The 18,275-nt window shown below is 70.8% G+C and carries 19 protein-coding genes; 8 read left to right on the top strand and 11 right to left on the bottom strand.

Annotated elements, in window-relative coordinates; all coding sequences use genetic code 11:
- Window positions 1-140 precede the first annotated feature (140 nt).
- On the bottom strand, window positions 141-1,148 hold the full coding sequence (locus ACFY3V_RS02615; RefSeq protein ID WP_389769213.1) for a hypothetical protein: 1,008 nt from the start codon (window positions 1,146-1,148) through the stop codon (window positions 141-143).
- Between the two features lie 126 nt (window positions 1,149-1,274).
- On the opposite strand from ACFY3V_RS02615, the gene ACFY3V_RS02610 reads away from it, so the two are divergent.
- The 4 genes from ACFY3V_RS02610 to ACFY3V_RS02595 all read left to right on the top strand — a co-directional run bounded on the left by ACFY3V_RS02610 (window position 1,275) and on the right by ACFY3V_RS02595 (window position 4,517).
- Window positions 1,275-1,736 (top strand): RDD family protein, encoded by a 462-nt coding sequence (locus tag ACFY3V_RS02610; protein WP_350947434.1) that lies wholly within the window; start codon window positions 1,275-1,277, stop codon window positions 1,734-1,736.
- A gap of 164 nt (window positions 1,737-1,900) precedes the next feature.
- Window positions 1,901-2,947 carry an RNA polymerase subunit sigma-70 gene (locus tag ACFY3V_RS02605; protein WP_362765161.1) on the top strand — a complete coding sequence of 349 codons (1,047 nt, stop codon included), beginning with the start codon at window positions 1,901-1,903 and terminating at the stop codon, window positions 2,945-2,947.
- Window positions 2,947-3,234 carry a hypothetical protein gene (locus ACFY3V_RS02600; protein ID WP_389769210.1) on the top strand — a complete coding sequence of 96 codons (288 nt, stop codon included), beginning with the start codon at window positions 2,947-2,949 and terminating at the stop codon, window positions 3,232-3,234. The genes ACFY3V_RS02605 and ACFY3V_RS02600 overlap by 1 nt, the downstream gene beginning before the upstream one ends.
- A gap of 155 nt (window positions 3,235-3,389) precedes the next feature.
- Window positions 3,390-4,517 (top strand): serine hydrolase domain-containing protein, encoded by a 1,128-nt coding sequence (locus tag ACFY3V_RS02595; RefSeq protein ID WP_389769207.1) that lies wholly within the window; start codon window positions 3,390-3,392, stop codon window positions 4,515-4,517.
- 38 nt (window positions 4,518-4,555) lie between these two features.
- On the opposite strand, the gene ACFY3V_RS02590 is transcribed toward ACFY3V_RS02595, so the two are convergent.
- The 8 genes from ACFY3V_RS02590 to lpdA all read right to left on the bottom strand — a co-directional run bounded on the left by ACFY3V_RS02590 (window position 4,556) and on the right by lpdA (window position 12,731).
- The gene (locus ACFY3V_RS02590) at window positions 4,556-5,368 is read right to left on the bottom strand and encodes a class I SAM-dependent methyltransferase (RefSeq protein WP_350947438.1); all 813 of its coding nucleotides are present in this window, start codon (window positions 5,366-5,368) and stop codon (window positions 4,556-4,558) included.
- Window positions 5,368-6,048, bottom strand: coding sequence for a DUF4191 domain-containing protein (locus ACFY3V_RS02585; protein ID WP_350947439.1), 681 nt, complete (start codon window positions 6,046-6,048; stop codon window positions 5,368-5,370). Before ACFY3V_RS02585 ends, ACFY3V_RS02590 begins: the two co-directional genes overlap by 1 nt.
- Window positions 6,049-6,247: 199 nt before the next feature.
- Entirely contained in the window at window positions 6,248-7,177 is a 930-nt protein-coding gene (gene lipA / locus ACFY3V_RS02580; RefSeq protein WP_350947440.1) for a lipoyl synthase, read from the bottom strand.
- A gap of 130 nt (window positions 7,178-7,307) precedes the next feature.
- Window positions 7,308-7,985: a lipoyl(octanoyl) transferase LipB gene (lipB, locus tag ACFY3V_RS02575; RefSeq protein ID WP_350947441.1), complete on the bottom strand. Its 678-nt coding sequence runs from the start codon at window positions 7,983-7,985 to the stop codon at window positions 7,308-7,310.
- 28 nt (window positions 7,986-8,013) lie between these two features.
- Window positions 8,014-8,751 carry a peptidase E gene (locus tag ACFY3V_RS02570; protein WP_350947442.1) on the bottom strand — a complete coding sequence of 246 codons (738 nt, stop codon included), beginning with the start codon at window positions 8,749-8,751 and terminating at the stop codon, window positions 8,014-8,016.
- A 49-nt stretch (window positions 8,752-8,800) separates the two neighbouring features.
- Window positions 8,801-9,697, bottom strand: a complete 897-nt coding sequence (locus ACFY3V_RS02565) for a TIGR01777 family oxidoreductase (protein ID WP_362895733.1) — start codon at window positions 9,695-9,697, stop codon at window positions 8,801-8,803.
- Window positions 9,698-9,853: 156 nt separating this feature from the next.
- Complete coding sequence (gene sucB, locus ACFY3V_RS02560; protein ID WP_389769201.1) at window positions 9,854-11,314, bottom strand: 2-oxoglutarate dehydrogenase, E2 component, dihydrolipoamide succinyltransferase; 1,461 nt, start codon at window positions 11,312-11,314, stop codon at window positions 9,854-9,856.
- A gap of 37 nt (window positions 11,315-11,351) precedes the next feature.
- Complete coding sequence (lpdA, locus tag ACFY3V_RS02555) at window positions 11,352-12,731, bottom strand: dihydrolipoyl dehydrogenase (protein WP_362895729.1); 1,380 nt, start codon at window positions 12,729-12,731, stop codon at window positions 11,352-11,354.
- 11 nt (window positions 12,732-12,742) lie between these two features.
- On the opposite strand from lpdA, the gene ACFY3V_RS02550 reads away from it, so the two are divergent.
- A complete protein-coding gene (locus ACFY3V_RS02550) occupies window positions 12,743-12,874 on the top strand; it encodes a hypothetical protein (RefSeq protein ID WP_350947446.1) in 132 nt (43 codons plus the stop codon).
- Window positions 12,875-12,940: 66 nt separating this feature from the next.
- Here the strand turns inward: ACFY3V_RS02550 and ACFY3V_RS02545 are convergent, their stop codons facing one another.
- Window positions 12,941-14,497, bottom strand: coding sequence for a leucyl aminopeptidase (locus tag ACFY3V_RS02545; protein ID WP_362895727.1), 1,557 nt, complete (start codon window positions 14,495-14,497; stop codon window positions 12,941-12,943).
- Between the two features lie 90 nt (window positions 14,498-14,587).
- On the opposite strand from ACFY3V_RS02545, the gene ACFY3V_RS02540 reads away from it, so the two are divergent.
- The 3 genes from ACFY3V_RS02540 (at window position 14,588) to ACFY3V_RS02530 (ending at window position 17,149) form a co-directional block, all read left to right on the top strand.
- Window positions 14,588-14,935 (top strand): GntR family transcriptional regulator, encoded by a 348-nt coding sequence (locus ACFY3V_RS02540; RefSeq protein ID WP_350947448.1) that lies wholly within the window; start codon window positions 14,588-14,590, stop codon window positions 14,933-14,935.
- Window positions 14,936-14,973: 38 nt separating this feature from the next.
- Window positions 14,974-15,969, top strand: a complete 996-nt coding sequence (locus ACFY3V_RS02535) for a DUF1648 domain-containing protein (RefSeq protein ID WP_389769196.1) — start codon at window positions 14,974-14,976, stop codon at window positions 15,967-15,969.
- 256 nt (window positions 15,970-16,225) lie between these two features.
- Window positions 16,226-17,149, top strand: a complete 924-nt coding sequence (locus ACFY3V_RS02530; protein WP_362895723.1) for a CPBP family intramembrane glutamic endopeptidase — start codon at window positions 16,226-16,228, stop codon at window positions 17,147-17,149.
- 144 nt (window positions 17,150-17,293) lie between these two features.
- Here ACFY3V_RS02530 and ACFY3V_RS02525 read toward each other — a convergent pair whose 3' ends face one another.
- Entirely contained in the window at window positions 17,294-18,247 is a 954-nt protein-coding gene (locus tag ACFY3V_RS02525) for an adenosylcobinamide-GDP ribazoletransferase (RefSeq protein WP_389769193.1), read from the bottom strand.
- Window positions 18,248-18,275 lie beyond the last annotated feature (28 nt).

Raw genomic sequence — 18,275 nt, 5'->3', positions numbered from 1 at the left:
CCGAAAGTATGCCTGTGCCGTTACCGCCCCGTGTCTCGTTTGTTTCACCCGTGTTAAGCGAAAGTCGCCTCCACGCTAGTTCTCGGACCTCGCGTGGACGGGTATACGGAAGGTTTCCTTTGCCCGGTTTTGCCGGATTTTCACGTGTCCGACTTCAGAGGGCTGCACTCCTCGTTCGTCTCCTCCTCCTGTGAGTAGGCGTCCACGGCCTTCGCGCCGGCCTTCAGTGTCAGGTCGGCGGGCGAGTCCGGATAGAACGGGTGTACGAAGGTGTCGTCGACATCGCACCGCGCCGGGGCCACTCCTCCGCCGTTCCAGTCGACGATCCAGAGGCGCAGCCGATCGCCCACCCGCCACACGTCCAGTGTGCCGAGGTTGTGCGCGACGAGCCTGGTGAGGGTCTCCGGCCGGCCAGGCCGCTGGATCGCGTACACGAACAGGTAGTTGACCTTGATCCGGACGCGAACGAACCCGTCCTCCTTGAAGGTGGTGAACCGGGTTTTGCCGTTGACCTTGAAGGTCTCGCTGGCCAGTTCCGCGCTCTTCGGAGCCAGGCTGGTCACCCACCTCCGGCTCTCGTACCCCTTTTTCCCGTCAGGGCGCTTGAGTCCCTTGACGAAGGGCGCGCGCTGCTCGGGGTCCAGCAGCCGGATCAGCGCGTTCGGCCTGCCGCCCAGCAGCACCTTGCGGTCCAGGTGCGAGGCGATCAGGAGTTTTCTCGCGTGGCGAAGGGCCGTCGACACCTCTTTGCGGCTCAGCCCGCCGAGCGCCCGAGCCTTCGGCATGACCAACCCCTTGGCGCCGTCGGCGTAATCCTGGGCGGGGGAGCCGTGGAAGGGGGAGACGTCCGCCGCTTTCGCCTGCTCAGGGCTCTGGGCCGTCGGGGCGGTGCCGAAGTCCGCGAACCCCGCGAAGACCGAGGCGCGGACGCCCTCGACGACGTCGGGCCGGTAGACGACGAACCCCCCGGCCGCCGCCACCAGGACGGCGACGGCGATCGCCGCCCTCCGCCGCCTGCGGGCCCGCCTGAGACGGGGCTGCCGCGCCCACTCCTGTTCTGCGATCTTGGTCATCCGCTTGCGTTCCCGCGCGCTGATCTGGTCCGTGAGCGTCTTGAAACGCTGGTCGATGTCGTCGTTGTCAGGCACGGGGGGCTCCGGGGGGAAATGTGCTTGTTGAGATACCGACGCATATGATCCATGGCTTTCGCCTGGTTTCGCCAGTCGTTCCGGGCGAGTACGAGGGCGGTACCCGGGGCGGATACCGTTGGGACCATGAGCAGCAAGCAGCCGCGTTGGACCCAGACCTGGCTCGGTGGCGTCCGGTCGGCCGGAGTCGATCTCGGCTACCCGGGGGAGCGGCTCGGGATGCCCGAGGAGGGCAGCGGCGCGGTGGCCGGATTCGGCCGCAGGATCGGCGCCATCATGGTCGACTGGCTGATCTGCACCTGGGCCATCACCCAGGGGCTCCTGCGGATCGACGCCGCCGCGACGCCCTGGGTGCCGGTCCTGATCCTCGCCGTCGAATACCTCCTGCTGGTGGGCACCATGGGGATGACCTTCGGGATGCGCCTGTTCGGCATCCGGGTCGCCGCGCTCGGCGGCGGCGCCCCCGGGTTCGTCTCGGTGCTCGCGCGGACCTTCCTGCTCTGCCTCGCCGTGCCCGCCCTCGTCTGGGACCGCGACCAGCGAGGCCTGCACGACCGTGCGGCGAACACCGTGGTCGTACGCCTCTGAGCCGGCCCGCGCCCGGTTTCTTTCCCCCTTCTCCGCTCTCCCGTTCCCGGTGCTCGTCCTCGGCCCCCGGTGCGGGCCGAGACCGCCGATTCCTTTTCCGCCCGGCGGTCGTCATACCGTGGGCGCCCGCGCAGGGCGGGACGCCGTACGGGAGGTATGAGATCGTGAGCGGAGACGAGACAGGCCGGGAAAGGTCGGAGGACGCCGAGGTCCTGGCCGCCGCGCTGGCGGGTGACGAGCCGGCGTTCGGCGCGCTCGTCGAGAGATACCGGCGGGAACTGCGGGTGCACTGCTATCGGATGCTCGGCTCGTTCGAGGAGTCCGAGGACATGGTGCAGGAGACGTTCCTGCGCGCCTGGCGCAGGCGGGAGAGCTTCCAGGGGCGCTCGACGTTCAGGGCCTGGCTGTATCGGATCGCGACCAACGCGTGCCTGGACTTCCTCGATCGTCACCCGCGTCGCCCGCGCCCTCGCGAGGCGCCGGTGCTCGCCACTCCGGGCGTGCCGTCGCCGTCCTCGACCGAGGTCTTCTGGCTGCGTCCCTACCCGGACCGCCTCCTGGAGCCCGCCGCGCCCGCCGACGCCGAGCCGGACGCCGCCGTGGTCGCCAAGGAGACGATCGAGCTGGCGTTCATGGCCGCCATCCAGCACCTGCCTCCCCGGCAGCGGGTGGTACTGATCCTGCGCGACGTGCTCGGCTGGTCGGCGCAGGAGGCCGCCGCCCTGCTGGAGGTGAGCGTCGTCTCGGTGAAGAGCACCCTGCAGCGGGCCCGGTCGACGATGCGGGAGAACCTGCCCGCGCGACGGCTGGAATGGGCGCCGTCGTCGGATCCGACCGGTGAGGAACGCGCGGTGCTGCAGCGCTACATCGACGCCGTCGAGCAGGCCGATCCCGCCATCCTGGCCGGGGTGCTGCGCGCGGACGCGTGGCAGTCGATGCCGCCGGCGCCGATCTGGATCCTGGGCGGACCTTCGATCGTCGACACGTGGCGCCCCGCCATGATCGGCCCCGAGGCGTGGGGGGATTGGCGGGTCCTGCCCACCCGCGCCAACCGGCAGCCCGCCGCGGCGGCGTACGTCAGGCGTCCCGGCGAGTCCGAGTACCACGGCTCGTGGCTCGGGGTCCTGCGGGTCGAGGAAGGGCTGGTCACCCAGATCACGACCTTCGGCGCCGAGATCTTCCCGGCTTTCGACCTTCCCCCGACGTTGTGATGGGCGCCGGTGAGGACCCGGCGCCCATCCCGCCCGGAGGGTCCGGGTCGGCGTTCGACGTGCGCAGGGTCGTCGTCGCGCCCGGGGACTCGCACGTCCACGACGGGGACGAGTGGCGGGGGGCGATCGTCCTGCTGGAGCGAGGGCGGATCGAACTGGTCTGCTCCGACGGCGATCACCGGGTTTTCCTGCGCGGTGACGTGCTGTGGCTGGACGGGCTCACCGTGCGGGCCCTGCGCAACCCGGGGCGGGAGCCCGCCGTCCTGCTCGCGATCTCCCGGCGCTGATCTTCCTGCGCTGTTTCCCCTCCCGGTTTTCCGGCGCCGACCTCCCGTGACCGGGCGGCGCCGGACCTCGGAGCGAATTTCTCCTCCCGGACCGATTCCTTTCCCGGCCTCCCGCCGTCGTACAGGTCACACACCTCATCACGAAGGGCAGGACGATGAACGATATGCAGAAGCGGGTCCAGGAAGCGGCCGACAAGCTGGTGGAGTCCGGCGCCGAGCGGGGCCTGCAGGTCGCCGCGTACCGGCACGGCGAGCCGGTGGTCGACGTCGTCGCGGGCGTCGCCGATCCGGCCACCGGGCGTCCCGTCACGCCGGACACGCCGATCTGGAGCGCCTCGACCGGCAAGGGCGTCACCTCGACGGTGGTGCACGTGCTGGTGGAACGGGGCGTCCTCGGCTACGACACGCCGATCGTCGAGCTGTGGCCGGAGTTCGGTGCCCACGGCAAGGAGCGCGCGACCGTACGGCACGCCCTCACCCACTCGACGGGCGTGCCGGGCGTACCGGTGGCCACCACGCCGGAGGACCTGTGCGACTGGGAGGGGATGTGCGCGGTGATCGCCGACGCCAAGCCCTGGTGGGAGCCGGGCACCGGCAGCGGCTACCACCCCCAGTCGTTCGGCTACATCGTCGGAGAGATCGTCCGCCGGGCCACCGGCAGGCCGATCTCCCAGGTCCTGCGGGAGGAGGTCGCCGGACCGCTGGGCGTGGCCGACGAGCTGTTCTTCGGCGTCCCCGAATCCGAGCTGGGCAGGCTCGCCCGCCTGGAGGACGCCCCGAGCGACTTCGAGATGTCCCCGGAGATGTTCGCGGACATCCCGTTCTTCAGGGTCGTGGACGGCTACACGGCGGCGCCGATGGCGGCGATGCCCGACGCCGCTTTCGGCAACCGCGCCGACGTACTGACCTCCGACATCCCGGCGGGCGGCACCATGTCCGCCCGCGCCGTGGCCCGCATGTACGCCGCCCTGCTGGGCGAGGTGGACGGCGTCAGGCTCGTCTCGCGGGAACGACTCCGCGAGATCACCGCGGTGGAGTTCAGCGGGACGGACGAGATCACCGCCTTCCCGGCCACCCGGTCACTCGGATACGCCCTCGGCGCCACCGAGCTCCTCAACGGCCCCACCCTGTTCGGCATGGCGGGAAGCGGAGGGTCGGCCGCGTACGCCGACACGGCCACCGGGATCTCGGTCGCCGTGACCAAGAACCTCGTCTCCGCCGGGGATTTCACCACCTTCGACGTCCTCGGCGGACTCGTCATGGAACTCGGCGGCGACCGTTAGGGCGTCGCTCGGCGCGAGCGCGCCATCCCGCCGGCTGTTCAGGCGGGATGGCGCGCCTGGCGTGCGCAGGTGAAGATCGCGGTGCCGGGCAGGTGGCGGCCGCGCAGCGGACTCCAGCCACCCCACTCGCGGTCGTGACCCGGCGGCCACTCGGGCTCGACCAGCCCTCGCAGCGCCAGCCCTGAGGCGGTGATGAGCCCGACCCAGTCGGCCATCGTGCGGTGGTGCTCGACGTAGGAGGGCCGCCCGTCCTCGCCGATCTCCACGTAGGCGGAACGGTCGAAGTAGGAGCGGTCGGAGGTGAGCCCGGCGGGGCCGGGGTCGTCGGGGAAGGCCCAGCGGATCGGATGGCTCACCGAGAAGACCAGCAGGCCCCCGGGGCGCAGCACCCGGTGGACCTCGGCCAGCACGGCCCCGGCGTCCGCCACGAAGGGCAGCGCGCCGTACGCCGAGCAGGCCAGGTCGAACGTCCGGTCGGCGAAGGGCAGGACCTCGGCGTCCGCCTGGACCACCGGCAGCGCCGACCCGGCGTCCAGGTCGATCCGGCCGGAGTGCTGCAGTTGCCTGAAGGACAGGTCGAAGGCGGCCACCCTGGCGCCCTGCCCGGCCAGCCAGCGCCCGCACTGTCCGGCGCCGCAGCCGATCTCCAGCACGTCCTTGCCCGCGACGTCGCCCAGCAGGCGGGCGTCGGCCTCGTCCAGGCCCTCGGGGCCCCAGACGAACCCCGAGTCGCGCAGGAACTCCCCGTGCTCCGCCTGGTATTCGTCGGCGGAGGCGTCCCACCAGCCACGGTTGGCCCGGGAGGTGGCCGCGGCGTCCACCCGGTGGCGCCCCAACCCGGCGAGGCTCATCAGCGCATCTTCGGGCGGGGCATCTTCGCGCCGCGCGGCAGCGGGCCCTTGGGCATCGGCAGCGTCTGCGGGAGGGCCTTCAGCCGGTTGTTGATCTCGTACAGGGCGGGCTTCTTGAGATTGCGGGGCAGCTTCATCAGGTGGCGCTGCAGCTTGGCGAGCGGAACCTGCCCGTCGCCGTCACCGGACTGGATGTCGTAGACCGGGACGTCCAGCGCGACCCGCTGGACGCGCTTCTTCTCGGCGACCAGCATCTTCTGCACACGGCTGCCCGGCCCCTCGGAGACCAGGATGATGCCGGGGTAGCCGACCACGCGGTGCACGATGTCCTGGTCGCGGGTGACGGCGACGGCGGGGGTGACCTCCCAGTTGCCGCGCATGCCCTGCAGGATCGCGGCGGCGGCGCCGACCTGCCCGTGCAACATGGAGTACTGGGCCCTCTGGGCGAGCTGGCCGAACACCACCAGCCCGACGGTGAGGGCCAGCATGATCCCGATGAAGAGGAGATACCAGAACCAGCCCGTGACCAGGCCGATCACCACGCACAGCGCGAGCGTGCCCAGCGCCGACGCGTAGACGATCGGCATCCCCTTGGGATTGGCCTCCTTGATGATCTTCGCGATCATGCGGAGCTGCTTGATGCGCCCCGGGCGCTCTGAGTCTTCGGGCTTCTTGGCCATGTTCTGAAGGATACAAATCCAGGGGTCAAGAAGTGAAAACGTAATCTGCCGGACGCCGACTCGTGAAACCGGAAGGACCCCGCTCGCCGGCGGTTTCACGGGGTCGTCGCGACTCCTCGGATCGAGATGTCGCGACGACCCCGTGAACCCAAGGCCCGAGCGGGGTCCTTTCAGGTTTCACTGACCGGCCGAAGAGGGCTCAGACGTGCTGGCGAGCCTCGACGGCCTGCTTGTACAGGCGCCCCGCCCGGTAGGAGGAGCGGACCAGCGGCCCGGAGAGGACCCCCGCGAACCCGATCGCCTCCGCCTCCTTCTGGAGCTCCACGAACTCCTCGGGCTTCACCCAGCGCTCGACGGGGTGGTGGCGCGGGGTGGGCCGGAGGTACTGGGTCACGGTGAGCAGGTCGCACCCGGCCTCGTGCAGGTCGCGCATGGCCTGGACGATCTCCTCGCGCTCCTCGCCCATGCCGAGGATCAGGTTGGACTTGGTCACCAGGCCGGCCTGGCGGGCCTTGGTGATCACTCCCAGGGACCGGTCGTAGCGGAACGCGGGCCGGATGCGCTTGAAGATCCGCGGCACGGTCTCGATGTTGTGCGCGAACACCTCGGGCCTGGAGGAGAACACCTCCTCCAGCTGGGCCTGGTCGCCGTTGAAGTCGGGCACGAGCAGTTCGACGCCGCAGCCGGGCAGGAGGGCGTGGATCTGCCGCGCGGTCTCGGCGTACAGCCACGCGCCGCCGTCGGGCAGGTCGTCGCGGGCGACACCGGTCACGGTCGCGTAGTTGAGCCCCATCTGCCGCACCGAGTCGGCCACGCGGCGCGGCTCGTCGGTGTCGTACGCCTTGGGCTTGCCGGTGTCGATCTGGCAGAAGTCACACCGCCGGGTGCACTGGTCACCGCCGATGAGGAAGGTGGCCTCGCGGTCCTCCCAGCACTCGGAGATGTTGGGACACCCGGCCTCCTGACAGACCGTGTGCAGCCCTTCGCGTTTGACCAGCTCCCGGAGCTCGGTGTGGTTCGGGCCCGTCCTGAACTTGGTCTTGATCCAGTCGGGCTTCTTCTCGATGGGGGTCTCGGCGTTGCGGACCTCAAGGCGGAGGAGTTTCCGCCCGTCGGGGGCGACGGTCATGCGAGCTCCTTCGTCGGTCGAGGGACCGAGGTGGTGCATATCGAGGTGCTGTAAATGTCGTCACGCTCGCTCACCTCACCAGCTTATGTCCCGCCGTAAGCTGCGGCGGCCCCGGGGCGCGGCGCCCGGATCAGCGCCGGAAGAGGTCTTCCTCGAAAAGCTCGAAGGCCTGCGCGCCGAGCGCCTCCGCCAGGTGCTTCTCGGCGTACGGCAGGACCTCGTCGACCACGATCCGGCGGCCGGTCTCGGCCGACAGCGAGGAGACCCCGGCGTCGCCGATGCCGCACGGGACGATCCGGTTGTACCAGCTCGGGTCGTTGGAGCAGTTGAGCGCGAACCCGTGCATCGTGACGCCGCCGGAGACCCGGATGCCGATCGCCCCGACCTTCCTGTCCGGCAGGCCGTGCGAGGGGTCGCCGGCCACCCAGACGCCACCGCGCCCCTCCACCCGGCCCGCCTGGACCCCGAAGTCGGCGCAGACGTGCACCAGGGTCTCCTCGAGGAGCCGCACGTAGGCGTTCACGTCGAGGGAGCCGCCGAGCTTGACGATCGGATAGCCGACCAGCTGGCCGGGACCGTGCCAGGTGATCCGCCCACCCCGGTCGACCTCGACGACGGGGGTGCCGTCGGAGGGCCTCTCGTGCGGCGCGGTGCGTTTGCCCGCCGTGTAGACCGGCGCGTGTTCGAGCATCAGGCAGGTGTCGGGGATCTCCTCGGCCACCCGGCGCGCGTGGATGCGCCGCTGAAGCTCCCACGCCTGCTCGTAGGGGAAGTCAACGCCAAGACGGACGACTGCCAGGTCACTCACGCCTCAAGAGTAGTTGACCCGCCCGTGGTTAAGACGTGAGAAGCCGAGGCTCGATGCGGAACTCCTTGGCTCCACCCGCCCCGTCGTGCTCCACCTTGTAGGCGTAGGCGTCCGGATGGACGCTGACGGCCTGGATGAACTCGGTGCCCACGTAGTGCAGGGCGACGCCCTCGTCGGCCGCGTAGCCCTCGGGCAGTTCGCCGGAGGCCACCGCCTCGTGCAGCAGGCGCCGGCGCTGCGGCTCCGAGTTGTAGTGGACTCCGCAGGAGTATGGCAGCATGCCCAGGCCGTCGGACCACACCCGCAGCGTCGGCCCGAAGGAGTCGGTGTTGCCGCCCACGTGCCAGCAGAGCGCCCCGGCGCTCTGGCCCGCGAGGACCACGCCCGCCCGCCACGCCTCCTCGAAGATCTCGTCGAGGCCGTGCAGCCGCCACAGGGCCGCCAGGTTGGCCACGCTGCCGCCGCTGACATAGATGATGTCCTGGCTGAGCATCCACTCGCGCGGGTCCTCGACGTTGGGCATCGGGAACACGCTCAGATGACTCACCTCGGCGTCCCACGCGCCGAAGGCGCCGTACATCCGCAGCAGCCACTCCGCGTCGTCGCCGGTGGCGGTGGCGAGCAGGCCCAGGCGGGGCCGGTCCTGGCCGGTGAGGTCGAGGGCGTATCTGAGCAGCGGGCTCGCCTCCATGGTCCCCTGACGCGTGGAGAGGCGGAACGAGCCGCCTCCGATCGCGAGGATGTGCGACTGCCCGGGGCTGCCCATGTCTGTCTCCCAAGTGGTTTCATCGACCGGAACGCTGAAAACGGGGGTTTCAGATTACGGCGGCGAGTGCCTCGTCGAGGCGGGTATGCCGGAACGCGTAGCCGCTCTCCAGCAGGCGCCGCGGGAGCACCCGCTGACCGGTCAGCACCCCCTCCTCGGCGAACTCCCCGATGGCCGCGCGCAGCACGAACTCCGGCACGGCGAGCGGCATCGTGGGCCGGTGAAGGGCCGCGCCGAGAGCCTTGGTGAACTCGGCGTTGGTGACCGGCTCGGGTGCCGTCACGTTCACCGGTCCCGAGATCTCAGGATTTTTCAGGATGTGTTGTACGGCGAGGACCCAGTCGTCGATGGAGATCCACGACCAGTACTGCCGCCCCGATCCCAGCGGGGCGCCCAGCCCCATCCTGAAGACGGGAAGGATCCGCGACAGCATGCCACCCCGGCCGCTCAGCACCAGGCCGGTACGGAGTCTCACCACCCGGATGCCCGCCTCCTCGGCGGGCGCGGTCTCCGCCTCCCACGGCACCACGACCTCCTGGGCGAGGAACCCCTCGCCCGCGGGCGCCGTCTCGTCCACGGCCACGTCCCCGGTGTCGCCGTAGAAGCCGATCGCCGAACCGGACAGCAGCGCCGCGGGCTTCGCCCCCAGACCGGCGAGCGCGCCCGCCAGGGTCCTGGTCCCCTCGACCCGGCTGCGGATCAGCTCGCGCTTGTGGTCCTCGCTCCAGCGCCGGTCGCCGATGCCCGCCCCCGCGAGGTGGATCACCGCCTCCGCGCCCTCCAGCGCGGCCTGGTCGACGACCCCCTTCGCGGGGTTCCAGAAGGCCTCGTCGTCGCCTTCCGGCACTCGCCTGACCAGACGGACCACCCGGGCGCCGTCGTCCCGCAGAGCCTCGACCAGAGCCGTTCCCAGCAGCCCGGAGGACCCGGTCACGATGATCGTCATGTCGTCCAATGTAATCGACCTCCCCCAAGGGCTTCGGAAACCGGGCGTCCACCGGATTCGCGTCGCCCCGCCTTCCCGGCCGGTCCGCCGCCGGGGGAGAACGAGCCGGGCCGGCCCGCGAGATCGCGGACCGGCCCGGAAGGAGAGAACGGGTGACTAGCCGTGCAGGCCCAGCTGGTTCTCGAAACGGCCGTCCTCGAGACGACGCTTGATCGTCGTCAGGAAGCGGGCGGCGTCGGCGCCGTCGACCAGGCGGTGGTCGTAGCTGAGCGCCAGGTACATCATCGAGCGGACGGCGATGACCTCGCCCTCAGGGGTGTCCAGCACCACGGGACGCTTGACGACGGCACCGGTGCCCAGCATGCCGACCTGCGGCTGGTTGAGGATCGGCGTGTCGAACAGCGCGCCACGGCTGCCGGTGTTGGTCAGCGTGAACGTGCCGCCGGTGATCTCGTCCGGGCTCACCTTGTTGGTGCGGGTGCGCTCGGCGAGGTCGGCGATCTTACGGGCGAGCCCGGCGATGTTGAGGTCGCCGGCGTCCTTGATCACCGGGACGAGCAGGCCGCGCTCGGTGTCGGTCGCGAAACCGAGGTGCTCGGTGTCGAAGTACGTGACCTCGTTGGTCTCGCTGTTGATCGTGGCGTTCAGCTTGGGGTGCTGCTTGAGCGCCTCGATCGTGGCGAGGGCGAAGAACGGCGTGAAGGTGAGCTTGACGCCCTCGCGCCGCTGGAACTCGGCCTTCGCCTGCTCGCGCAGCCGCGCGATCTTCGTGACGTCGACCTCGACCACGCTGGTGAGCTGGGCCGAGACCTGCAGCGACTCGACCATGCGCTTGGCGATGGTCTGGCGAAGCCGCGACATCTTCTCGGTGCGCCCGCGCAGCGTGGTGTCCACCGCGACCGGCTCCGGCGCCTGCGGCGCGGACGGCTGGGCGGCGGCCTGCGGGGCGGCGGCCTGCGGCTGGGCCTGCTGCTGGGCAGCACTGGCCCGCTCGCGCTGCTCGCGGGCCGCCTCCAGGACGTCCTGCTTGCGGATGCGCCCGCCGACACCGGTGCCGGTGAGCGAGTCGAGGTCGACGCCGTGCTCGCCGGCGAGCTTGCGCACCAGCGGGGTGACGTACGGGCTGTCGCCCGACGGCTGCGCGGCGGGCTCGGACACCGCGATCGGGGACGGAGGCGCGGCCTGGGAGGGCTGGGTGGTCTGGGGAGCCTGCTGCGGGGCCGGGGCCGGGGCCTGCTGTGCCTGCGCGGGGGCCGGCTGCTGCTGCGGCGCGGGCTGCGGGATCGAGGAGGCCGGCTGCGCCTGCTGCTGCGGGGCGGGCTCAGGCTCAGGCTCGGGCTCGGGGGCCTTCTCCTGCGCGGGGGCCGCGCCCTCGGTGCCGTTCTCGTCGATGACGGCGAGCTCGGCGCCGACCTCGACGGTCTCGTCCTCGGCCACCACGATCTTCGTGAGGATGCCCGCGGCCGGGGACGGAATCTCGGTGTCGACCTTGTCGGTGGAGACTTCGAGGAGGGGCTCGTCGGCCTCGACGCGCTCGCCCTCCTTCTTCAGCCAGCGGGTGACGGTGCCCTCCGTGACGCTCTCACCGAGCTGGGGCATCTGTACGGACTTCGGCATAGGTTGTCTTCTCTCGCGTTCCGAGTGAGGGCTTGCGTTAGTTGTGGACGTGGAGCGGCTTGCCGGCGAGCGCCAGCATCGCCTCGCCGACGGCCTCGGACTGGGTGGGGTGCGCGTGGATGAGCTGCGCGACCTCGGAGGGCAGGGCCTCCCAGTTGTAGATCAGCTGTCCCTCGGTCACCAACTCGCCGATGCGGCGGCCGACCATGTGCACGCCGAGCACCGGGCCGTCCTTCTCCGCGATGATCTTGACCGCGCCCTGCGTCTGCAGGATCTGGCTCTTGGGGTTGCCCGCGAGGTCGTAGGTCATCTCGACGATCTCGTGACCGCGCTCCCTGGCCTGGGCGGAGGTGATGCCCACCGAGGCGACCTCGGGGTCGGAGTAGGTGATCCGGGGAACGCCGTCGTAGTCGATCGGCACGGGGTTCAGACCGGCGATGTGCTCGGCCACCAGGATGCCCTCGGCGAAGCCCGCGTGCGCGAGCTGAAGGGTCGGGATGAGGTCGCCGACCGCGTACACGCTCGGCACGCTGGTCTGGCAGAACTCGTTCACCGTGACGGTGCCGCGCTCGATCGCGATGCCCGCCTCCTCGAAGCCCATGCCCGCGGAGACCGCGCCGCGGCCGACCGCGACCAGCAGCAGCTCCGCGTCGAGGGTCTTGCCGTTGGCCAGGCTGACGACCACGCCGGTGTCGGTGGTCTTGACGCCCTCGAAGAAGACGCCCAGCTCCTGCTTGATGCCGCGGCGGCGGAAAGAGCGCTCCAGCAGCTTGGAGCTGGACTCCTCCTCCAGGGGCAGCAGGTGCGGCAGTCCCTCGACGATCGTCACCTCGGCGCCGAAGGAGCGCCAGACGCTGGCGAACTCCACGCCGATGACGCCGCCGCCCAGGACGACCACCGAGGTGGGCACCCGGTCGAGCTTGAGCGCGTGCTCGCTGGTGATGATCCGCTCGCCGTCGATCTCCAGGCCCGGCAGGGACCTGGGCGCGGAGCCGGTCGCCAGCACGATGTTGTGGCCCTCGTAGACCTCGGAGCCCACCGCGACCCGGTTCGGGCCCGCGAGACGGCCCTCACCTTCGATGATCGTGATGCCCTTGCTCTTGAGAAGGCCCTGCACGCCCTTCCAGGCGCGCGTGACGATCTTGTCCTTGAACGCGTGGACCGCGGGCACGTCGATGCCCTCGAATCGGGCCTTGACGCCGTAGGTCGCGCTTTCGCGAGTCTCGTCGGCGACCTCCGCGGAGTGCAGAAGCGCCTTGGTGGGAATGCACCCGCGATGCAGGCACGTACCGCCGATCTTGTCCTTCTCGATCAGCGCGACCGTCTTGCCCAGCTCGGCGGCCCGCAGAGCGCAGGCATACCCGCCGCTACCGCCACCTAGGACGACGATGTCGTAGGGGCCGCTGCCATCAGCCACAGGAAAGCTCCTTGTCGGATCGTAATACCGTCTTCACGGTCGCACCCCTCGTCGTGCCCTGGGTGGCCGCGTGGATCCTCGATCGCATCCACGCCGCCACCGGACCCGGCTCGGCGCCGCGCCGGTGCCCGCCCTCGGCCTGACCCCGGCAACCGCATCTTTTCATTTGTCCAGAGTTGCTTGTGACCCCGCTCGCGCGGAGTCGACGGTCAGCGCGAAGGCTCGCCCGCGTAACGCTCGGCCAGGCCGACGAGGGTCCGGGTGATCGCCCCGGTGCCGCCCTTCGGCGTGTAGCCGTGGGCCTCACCCTTGTTGAAGGAGGGGCCGGCCATGTCGATATGTGCCCAACGGACCCCGTCGGGCACGAATTCCCGCAGGAAGACGGCGGCCGTCAGCATCCCGCCGAAACGCTCGGGGTGCAGGTTGGCGATGTCGGCCACCGGGGAGTCGAGGCCCTTGCGCAGCTCCTCGGGCAGGGGCATGGGCCACACGGCCTCGCCCTGCTCGCCGGCCGTCGCGACGATCTCCGCGCGCAGGTCGTCGTCGTTGCCCATCACGCCCGCCGTCCGCCAGCCCAGCGCGACGATCTGCGCGCCGGTGAGCGTGGCGACGTCGACGATCACGTCGGGGTCGTCCTGCCCGGCGCGGGCGATGCCGTCGATGAGGACCAGACGGCCCTCGGCGTCGGTGTCGAGCACCTCGACGGTCTTGCCCGCGAAGCTGGTGAACACGTCGGAGGGACGCTGCGCGGTGCCGCTCGGCATGTTCTCCGCCAGGCAGAGGTAGCCGACCGCGTTCACCTTCAGGCCCAGCCTCGCGATCGCGAGGAGGGCGCCGAGGACCGCGCCCGCGCCGCTCATGTCCGACTTCATCCAGTCCATCGAGGCCGTCGGCTTGAGCGACAGGCCACCCGAGTCGAAGGTGATGCCCTTGCCGACGTACGCGAGCTTCTTGCCGGCCTCGGGGTGGCTGTAGGAGAGGCGGACCAGCCGGGGAGGGTTGGCCGATCCCTGGCCGACGGCGACGATGCCGCCGTAACCGCCCTCCTTGAGCGCTTTTTCGTCCAGGACCTCCACCGACAGGCCGGCCTCGGAGCCCACCCGCTCGGCGATCTCGGCGAAGCGGGCCGGCCACAGGCCCGACGGCGGGGTGTTGACCAGGTCGCGGACGAGGGAGACCGACTCGGCCAGGGTGCCGGCGCGCTCGATCGCGGCCTGGGCACCCTCGGCGTCGGTCACCACGGCCAGCTCCGACACCGGGGAGACCTGCTCCGCGGTGGTGCGGTACTTGGTGAAGGAGTAGGCGCCGAGAAGCCCGCCCAGGGCGACGGCGCCGGCGTGCTCGGCGCTCGCGGCGGGCAGGGCGAGCGTCACCCGGCCGGTGCCGGCCAGGGCGCGGACCGCGGTGCCCGCCGCGCGGCGCAGGACCTCGGCGTCGTAGCCGTCACCGGAACCGTCGTCGGGGGCCTCGGGGGCCTCGCCCAGGCCGACGACGACCAGCAGGGGCGCGGTCAGCGCGCCGAAGGTGGGGATCTTGGAGATCTCGCCGGGCTTACCCTTGGCCCCCACGCTCTCCAGCGTGGCGGCGAGTCTGCCACCGAGCGCCTGGTCGAGGCCTTCGGCCCCGGGAGCGGGAAGCAGGCCGTCAGGTCCGGTGTGGACGCCGACGACCAAGGCGTCGGTGTCGTACGAGACACCGTTGTCAGTTGGGGTAAGCCGCACAGTGGTCACGTATGCCGATGCTAGTCGGGCTGGGACGGTACGCATAAACGAGGGTTCATCCTACGAATCGTGGTCTCCGATGGTGCTACTCGGGGTGGCACCATTGAAGGTATTGGTGCTAATGTCGCTAGCATCATGTTGCTCACCTTGGATCTGAACGATCCCCGGCCCCTGCACGAGCAGGTCGCCGAGGCGATCAGGCGTGCCGTCGCCGAGGGGTCGTACGCCCCGGGAGACCGGCTCCCGCCGGCTCGCGACCTGGCCGCCGCGCTGGGTATCAACGCCAACACGGTGCTGCGCGCCCTGAGGGACCTGCGTGACGAGGGAGTGCTGGAGTTCCGCCGGGGTCGCGGCGTGACCGTGCTCAGCCGACCGAATCCGCGCAGCGTCATCGAGGAGAAGCTGCGCTCCCTGCTCGACGAGGCCGTCCAGTACGGCTACCGCCACGACGACGTCATCGAGCTCATCAGGGAACTGTCATGACCGGGCCGGGTGCCCGGTCCTTAGAAGAGAGGGCCGACGTGGGTCTGCGAGCCCGATTCCTGTCCATCGCCACCGCCTGGTTCGGGCTGGTAACCGTCGCGCTGATCGCGGCGCCGTTGGCGCTGCGGGACCGGCTGCCCGATCCGGTCGCCACCCACTGGGGGGCGTCCGGCGCGCCCGACAACTCGATGCCGTTCCTCGTGTCGCTGCTGTTCCAAGTGGGCCTGTGGACGCTGCTCGCGGGCGGCGCACTGGGGTTCGCGTTCGTCAACACCGCGATGTTCAGGCGCAGGACGAGCCGCATGGCGCTCGGCGCCGGGCTGGGAGGCGCCGGCCTGTTCTTCCCGGGGTTGCAGATCGTCACGCTGATGGCCAACCTAGACGCCCCTCATTGGAGGCAGGCCGACGACCTGGGGTGGGGCGCGCTGCTCGCGGTCGCGGGGCTGGTGCTGGGCGGCTGGCTCGGCGCGCTCGCCGCCCGCCCTGGGCCCGACGAGCGCCCTGAGCCGTCCGCCGTCCCCACCCGGCGGGTCCCGCTCCGCCCCGGCCAGCGCGCGGTGTGGGTCTCCTCGGTGAGCAGCGGCCCTCTCACCGCGCTCAGCGGCTCCGTGCTGGCCGTGGGAGGAGGGCTCGCCGTGCTCGCCCTGATCGGTGGCGACAGCGCGCTGTGGGTCCCCGCGACGATCACGTTCCTGGCGGGCCTGCTGGCACTGACCTTCAGCTCCGTGCGGGTGCAGATCACCGAGGAGGGTGTCGTGCTCTTCTACGGGCCGCTCCGCCTGCCCCGCAAGCACATCCCGATCGAGCGGGTGGAGCGGGCCTGGTCGGAGCGGCGATTCCCGTCCGACGTCGGAGGCTGGGGCATCAGGGGCCTGCCCGGGGCCGTGACGGTCATGATCCGCGGCGGGGAGTGCCTCGTGGTGGGTTACGTCTCCGGTGGCCGCTTCGCCGTCTCGATCGACGACGCGGAGAGCGGGGCCGCCCTGCTGAACACCCTCGTGGACCGGGCGGCCACCGGGCCGTCCGCCCGCTGACCTCCTGCCCTCCGTCCCGTCTTCTCTTCTTCGACCCTCTCCGACCTCCCCTGACCTTCGTCATTTGACGTCCTGTCCGCTGGGTGTCCTCTGGCCTTCGCCCGCTGCTCCGTCCTCCACCCATCCATTCATCCCGCTTCGTCCTTCGCACGTTCTTGTCCCCGCTCCCCGCGGTGTCCCGGCCCTCTCCTGCGGTCGTCTCCGCTGCTTTCCGCTCCTCCCGTTCCCCCGCGTTCAAGCCCCCGAAGGTGGTGTCATGCTTCGCCGATCCCCTGACCTATGGTTGTTTCTGCTCGTCGCGTTCGGCCTGTCCTGGTTGTTCGCCCTCCCTATCTGGCTCATGGACGCCTCGACCAGCGCGTCCGTGTTCATGGCGATGGGGGTGGCGATGATGTTCACCCCGACGCTCGCAGTCCTCGCCGTCCGGCTGCGCGACAGGCGCCGTGGAGACGTCACCACCAGGCGTGAGTGGGCCGTGCGAACCGGCCTGTCGGCGGGCGGGAGCCGGGGCCGCATGCTCGCACTGGTCGCACTCGCCTGGTTCGGCGTACCCGTGCTGGTCGTCGTCGCGACCGCGCTCAGCGTCGCCTTCGGCCTGCTCTCCGTCGACCTGCGGGAGTTCAGCCTGTTCCGCCAGAGTCTGGCGGCCGCGCCGGGCGGGCCGCCCCCGGTGGAGGTCGGAGTCCTGGTGATCGCGCAGCTCGTGTCGATGGTGCTGGTCGCCCCAGTGATCAACTCGATCGCGGCCTTCGGTGAGGAGTGGGGGTGGCGGGGGTGGCTGCTGCCGCGCCTGATGCCGCTCGGCACCTGGCGGGCCCTGCTGGTGTCCGGAGTGATCTGGGGGCTCTGGCACTTCCCGCTCACCCTGCGCGGATACAACTATCCCGAGCTGGGGGCGTGGGCCGCACCGATGTTCATCATCTTCTGCGTGGGCTTCGGAGCCCTGCTCAGCTGGCTCCGCCTCTATTCGGGAAGCGTCTGGCCCGCGGTCGTCGGGCACGGGTCACTGAACGCCTCCGCGGGCCTGGCGATAATCCTCGGTGACGCGGCAGACCCGCCGGTGTTCGTCTTCGCGGGGATCACGGGTCTGGTCGGCTCGGTGTTGCTGGCCGTGGTCTCGGCACTGCTGTTCAAATACCGTCCGGTCGAGCGACCGGCCCCGGCCACCGTCGCCGCGTGAGAGCCGGGCGAGTGTTGCCTCACGCTCTTCCTTCGTTCGGCCGACATCCGCTGGACGAGACCCGTTCGGTCGGCATCCGGTGGACGGGGCGAGAGCGGTCGCACGCTTTGTCCGGGCAGGAGAAGTCCGGGTGGAAGAAGGCGGTCAGTTCGTGAGGATCGTGCAGGCCAGCAGGGTCGTCGCGGTGGCGATCTCGACGAGGGCGCCGAGCACGTCGCCGGTGACGCCGCCGAGCCGCCGTACGGCCCTGCGCCGTACGGCCCAGGCCGCCAGCAGCCCCAGGAGCATGGCGAGGGGGAGACCCCAGGGGGCGAGGAACCGCCCCAGGCCCGTCACGGGAATCACATCGGTGATGCCCGTCAGGTCGCCGGCTTCCACGTAGGTGGTGTCCACGTAGGCGAAATAGCCGAATTCGCCGGAGGGCCCGGAAGTCCACGGGCTGAAGGCGTCGATGCCGTGGAGATAGACCAGCGCCGTCGTTCCCGCGAGCACCAGCGCGGTCACGACCACCGCGACGCTCCGCCGCACAGTGCCCGCGACCATCGCGCCGAGTCCGTCGGGGCGTGCCGGAGGGATGCCCGTGCGGCAGGCCCAGGTGAGGGCGAGTCGTCCGGCGGTGCAGGCCGCGACCAGGATGATCGCGGCCGCGCCCGCTCCGACATCGGTGATGGCCTCCTGTAGGGCCGCCACCTGGACCAGCAGGACGAGAATCAGCGTCACCACCCCGAAGGGGCCGATGTCCGACCGCTTCATGATCTCCAGCGCCCGCTCGGCGGGTTTGGCGCTGCCCAGCCCGTCGGCGAGGTCGGCCAGCCCGTCCAGGTGCAGCCCCCGGGTGAGCAGTGCCACGGTCGCCACGGCCAGCACCGACGCCGGAAGCGGCGTCATCCCCAGCCACAGGGAGATCGCCGACACCAGCCCGCCGCAGGCCCCGATCGCCGCGCCCACCAGCGGGGCCACCACCATCGCGATCCCCCCTGCCCGGCGGTCGACCATCCCGGGACGGACCGGGAACACGCTCAGAGTGCCGATCGCGAGGCGCACTCCGTCGATGAAGCCGGACGGGCCGTTCTCGGGCGGGGGCGAGGGCTGGGACATGACCGACGATCGTAGTTCTCGCGGCTCC

The sequence above is a fragment of the Streptosporangium sp. NPDC000095 genome, from assembly GCF_042899335.1.
Lineage (GTDB): Bacteria > Actinomycetota > Actinomycetes > Streptosporangiales > Streptosporangiaceae > Streptosporangium.
Note: the sequence above shows the minus strand (reverse complement) of the source record. Positions and strands in the feature narration are given on the sequence as shown.

What these genes read in the sequence shown, in the direction of transcription:
- ACFY3V_RS02610 (WP_350947434.1), top strand. Translation starts at nt 1,275, where the DNA reads ATGAGCAGCAAGCAGCCGCGTTGGACCCAGACCTGGCTCGGTGGCGTC.
- ACFY3V_RS02600 (WP_389769210.1), top strand. Translation starts at nt 2,947, where the DNA reads ATGGGCGCCGGTGAGGACCCGGCGCCCATCCCGCCCGGAGGGTCCGGG.
- ACFY3V_RS02595 (WP_389769207.1), top strand. Translation starts at nt 3,390, where the DNA reads ATGAACGATATGCAGAAGCGGGTCCAGGAAGCGGCCGACAAGCTGGTG.
- ACFY3V_RS02590 (WP_350947438.1), bottom strand. Translation starts at nt 5,368, where the DNA reads ATGAGCCTCGCCGGGTTGGGGCGCCACCGGGTGGACGCCGCGGCCACC.
- ACFY3V_RS02585 (WP_350947439.1), bottom strand. Translation starts at nt 6,048, where the DNA reads ATGGCCAAGAAGCCCGAAGACTCAGAGCGCCCGGGGCGCATCAAGCAG.
- lipA (WP_350947440.1), bottom strand. Translation starts at nt 7,177, where the DNA reads ATGACCGTCGCCCCCGACGGGCGGAAACTCCTCCGCCTTGAGGTCCGC.
- ACFY3V_RS02570 (WP_350947442.1), bottom strand. Translation starts at nt 8,751, where the DNA reads ATGGGCAGCCCCGGGCAGTCGCACATCCTCGCGATCGGAGGCGGCTCG.
- ACFY3V_RS02565 (WP_362895733.1), bottom strand. Translation starts at nt 9,697, where the DNA reads ATGACGATCATCGTGACCGGGTCCTCCGGGCTGCTGGGAACGGCTCTG.
- sucB (WP_389769201.1), bottom strand. Translation starts at nt 11,314, where the DNA reads ATGCCGAAGTCCGTACAGATGCCCCAGCTCGGTGAGAGCGTCACGGAG.
- ACFY3V_RS02545 (WP_362895727.1), bottom strand. Translation starts at nt 14,497, where the DNA reads ATGCGTACCGTCCCAGCCCGACTAGCATCGGCATACGTGACCACTGTG.
- ACFY3V_RS02540 (WP_350947448.1), top strand. Translation starts at nt 14,588, where the DNA reads ATGTTGCTCACCTTGGATCTGAACGATCCCCGGCCCCTGCACGAGCAG.
- ACFY3V_RS02530 (WP_362895723.1), top strand. Translation starts at nt 16,226, where the DNA reads ATGCTTCGCCGATCCCCTGACCTATGGTTGTTTCTGCTCGTCGCGTTC.
- ACFY3V_RS02525 (WP_389769193.1), bottom strand. Translation starts at nt 18,247, where the DNA reads ATGTCCCAGCCCTCGCCCCCGCCCGAGAACGGCCCGTCCGGCTTCATC.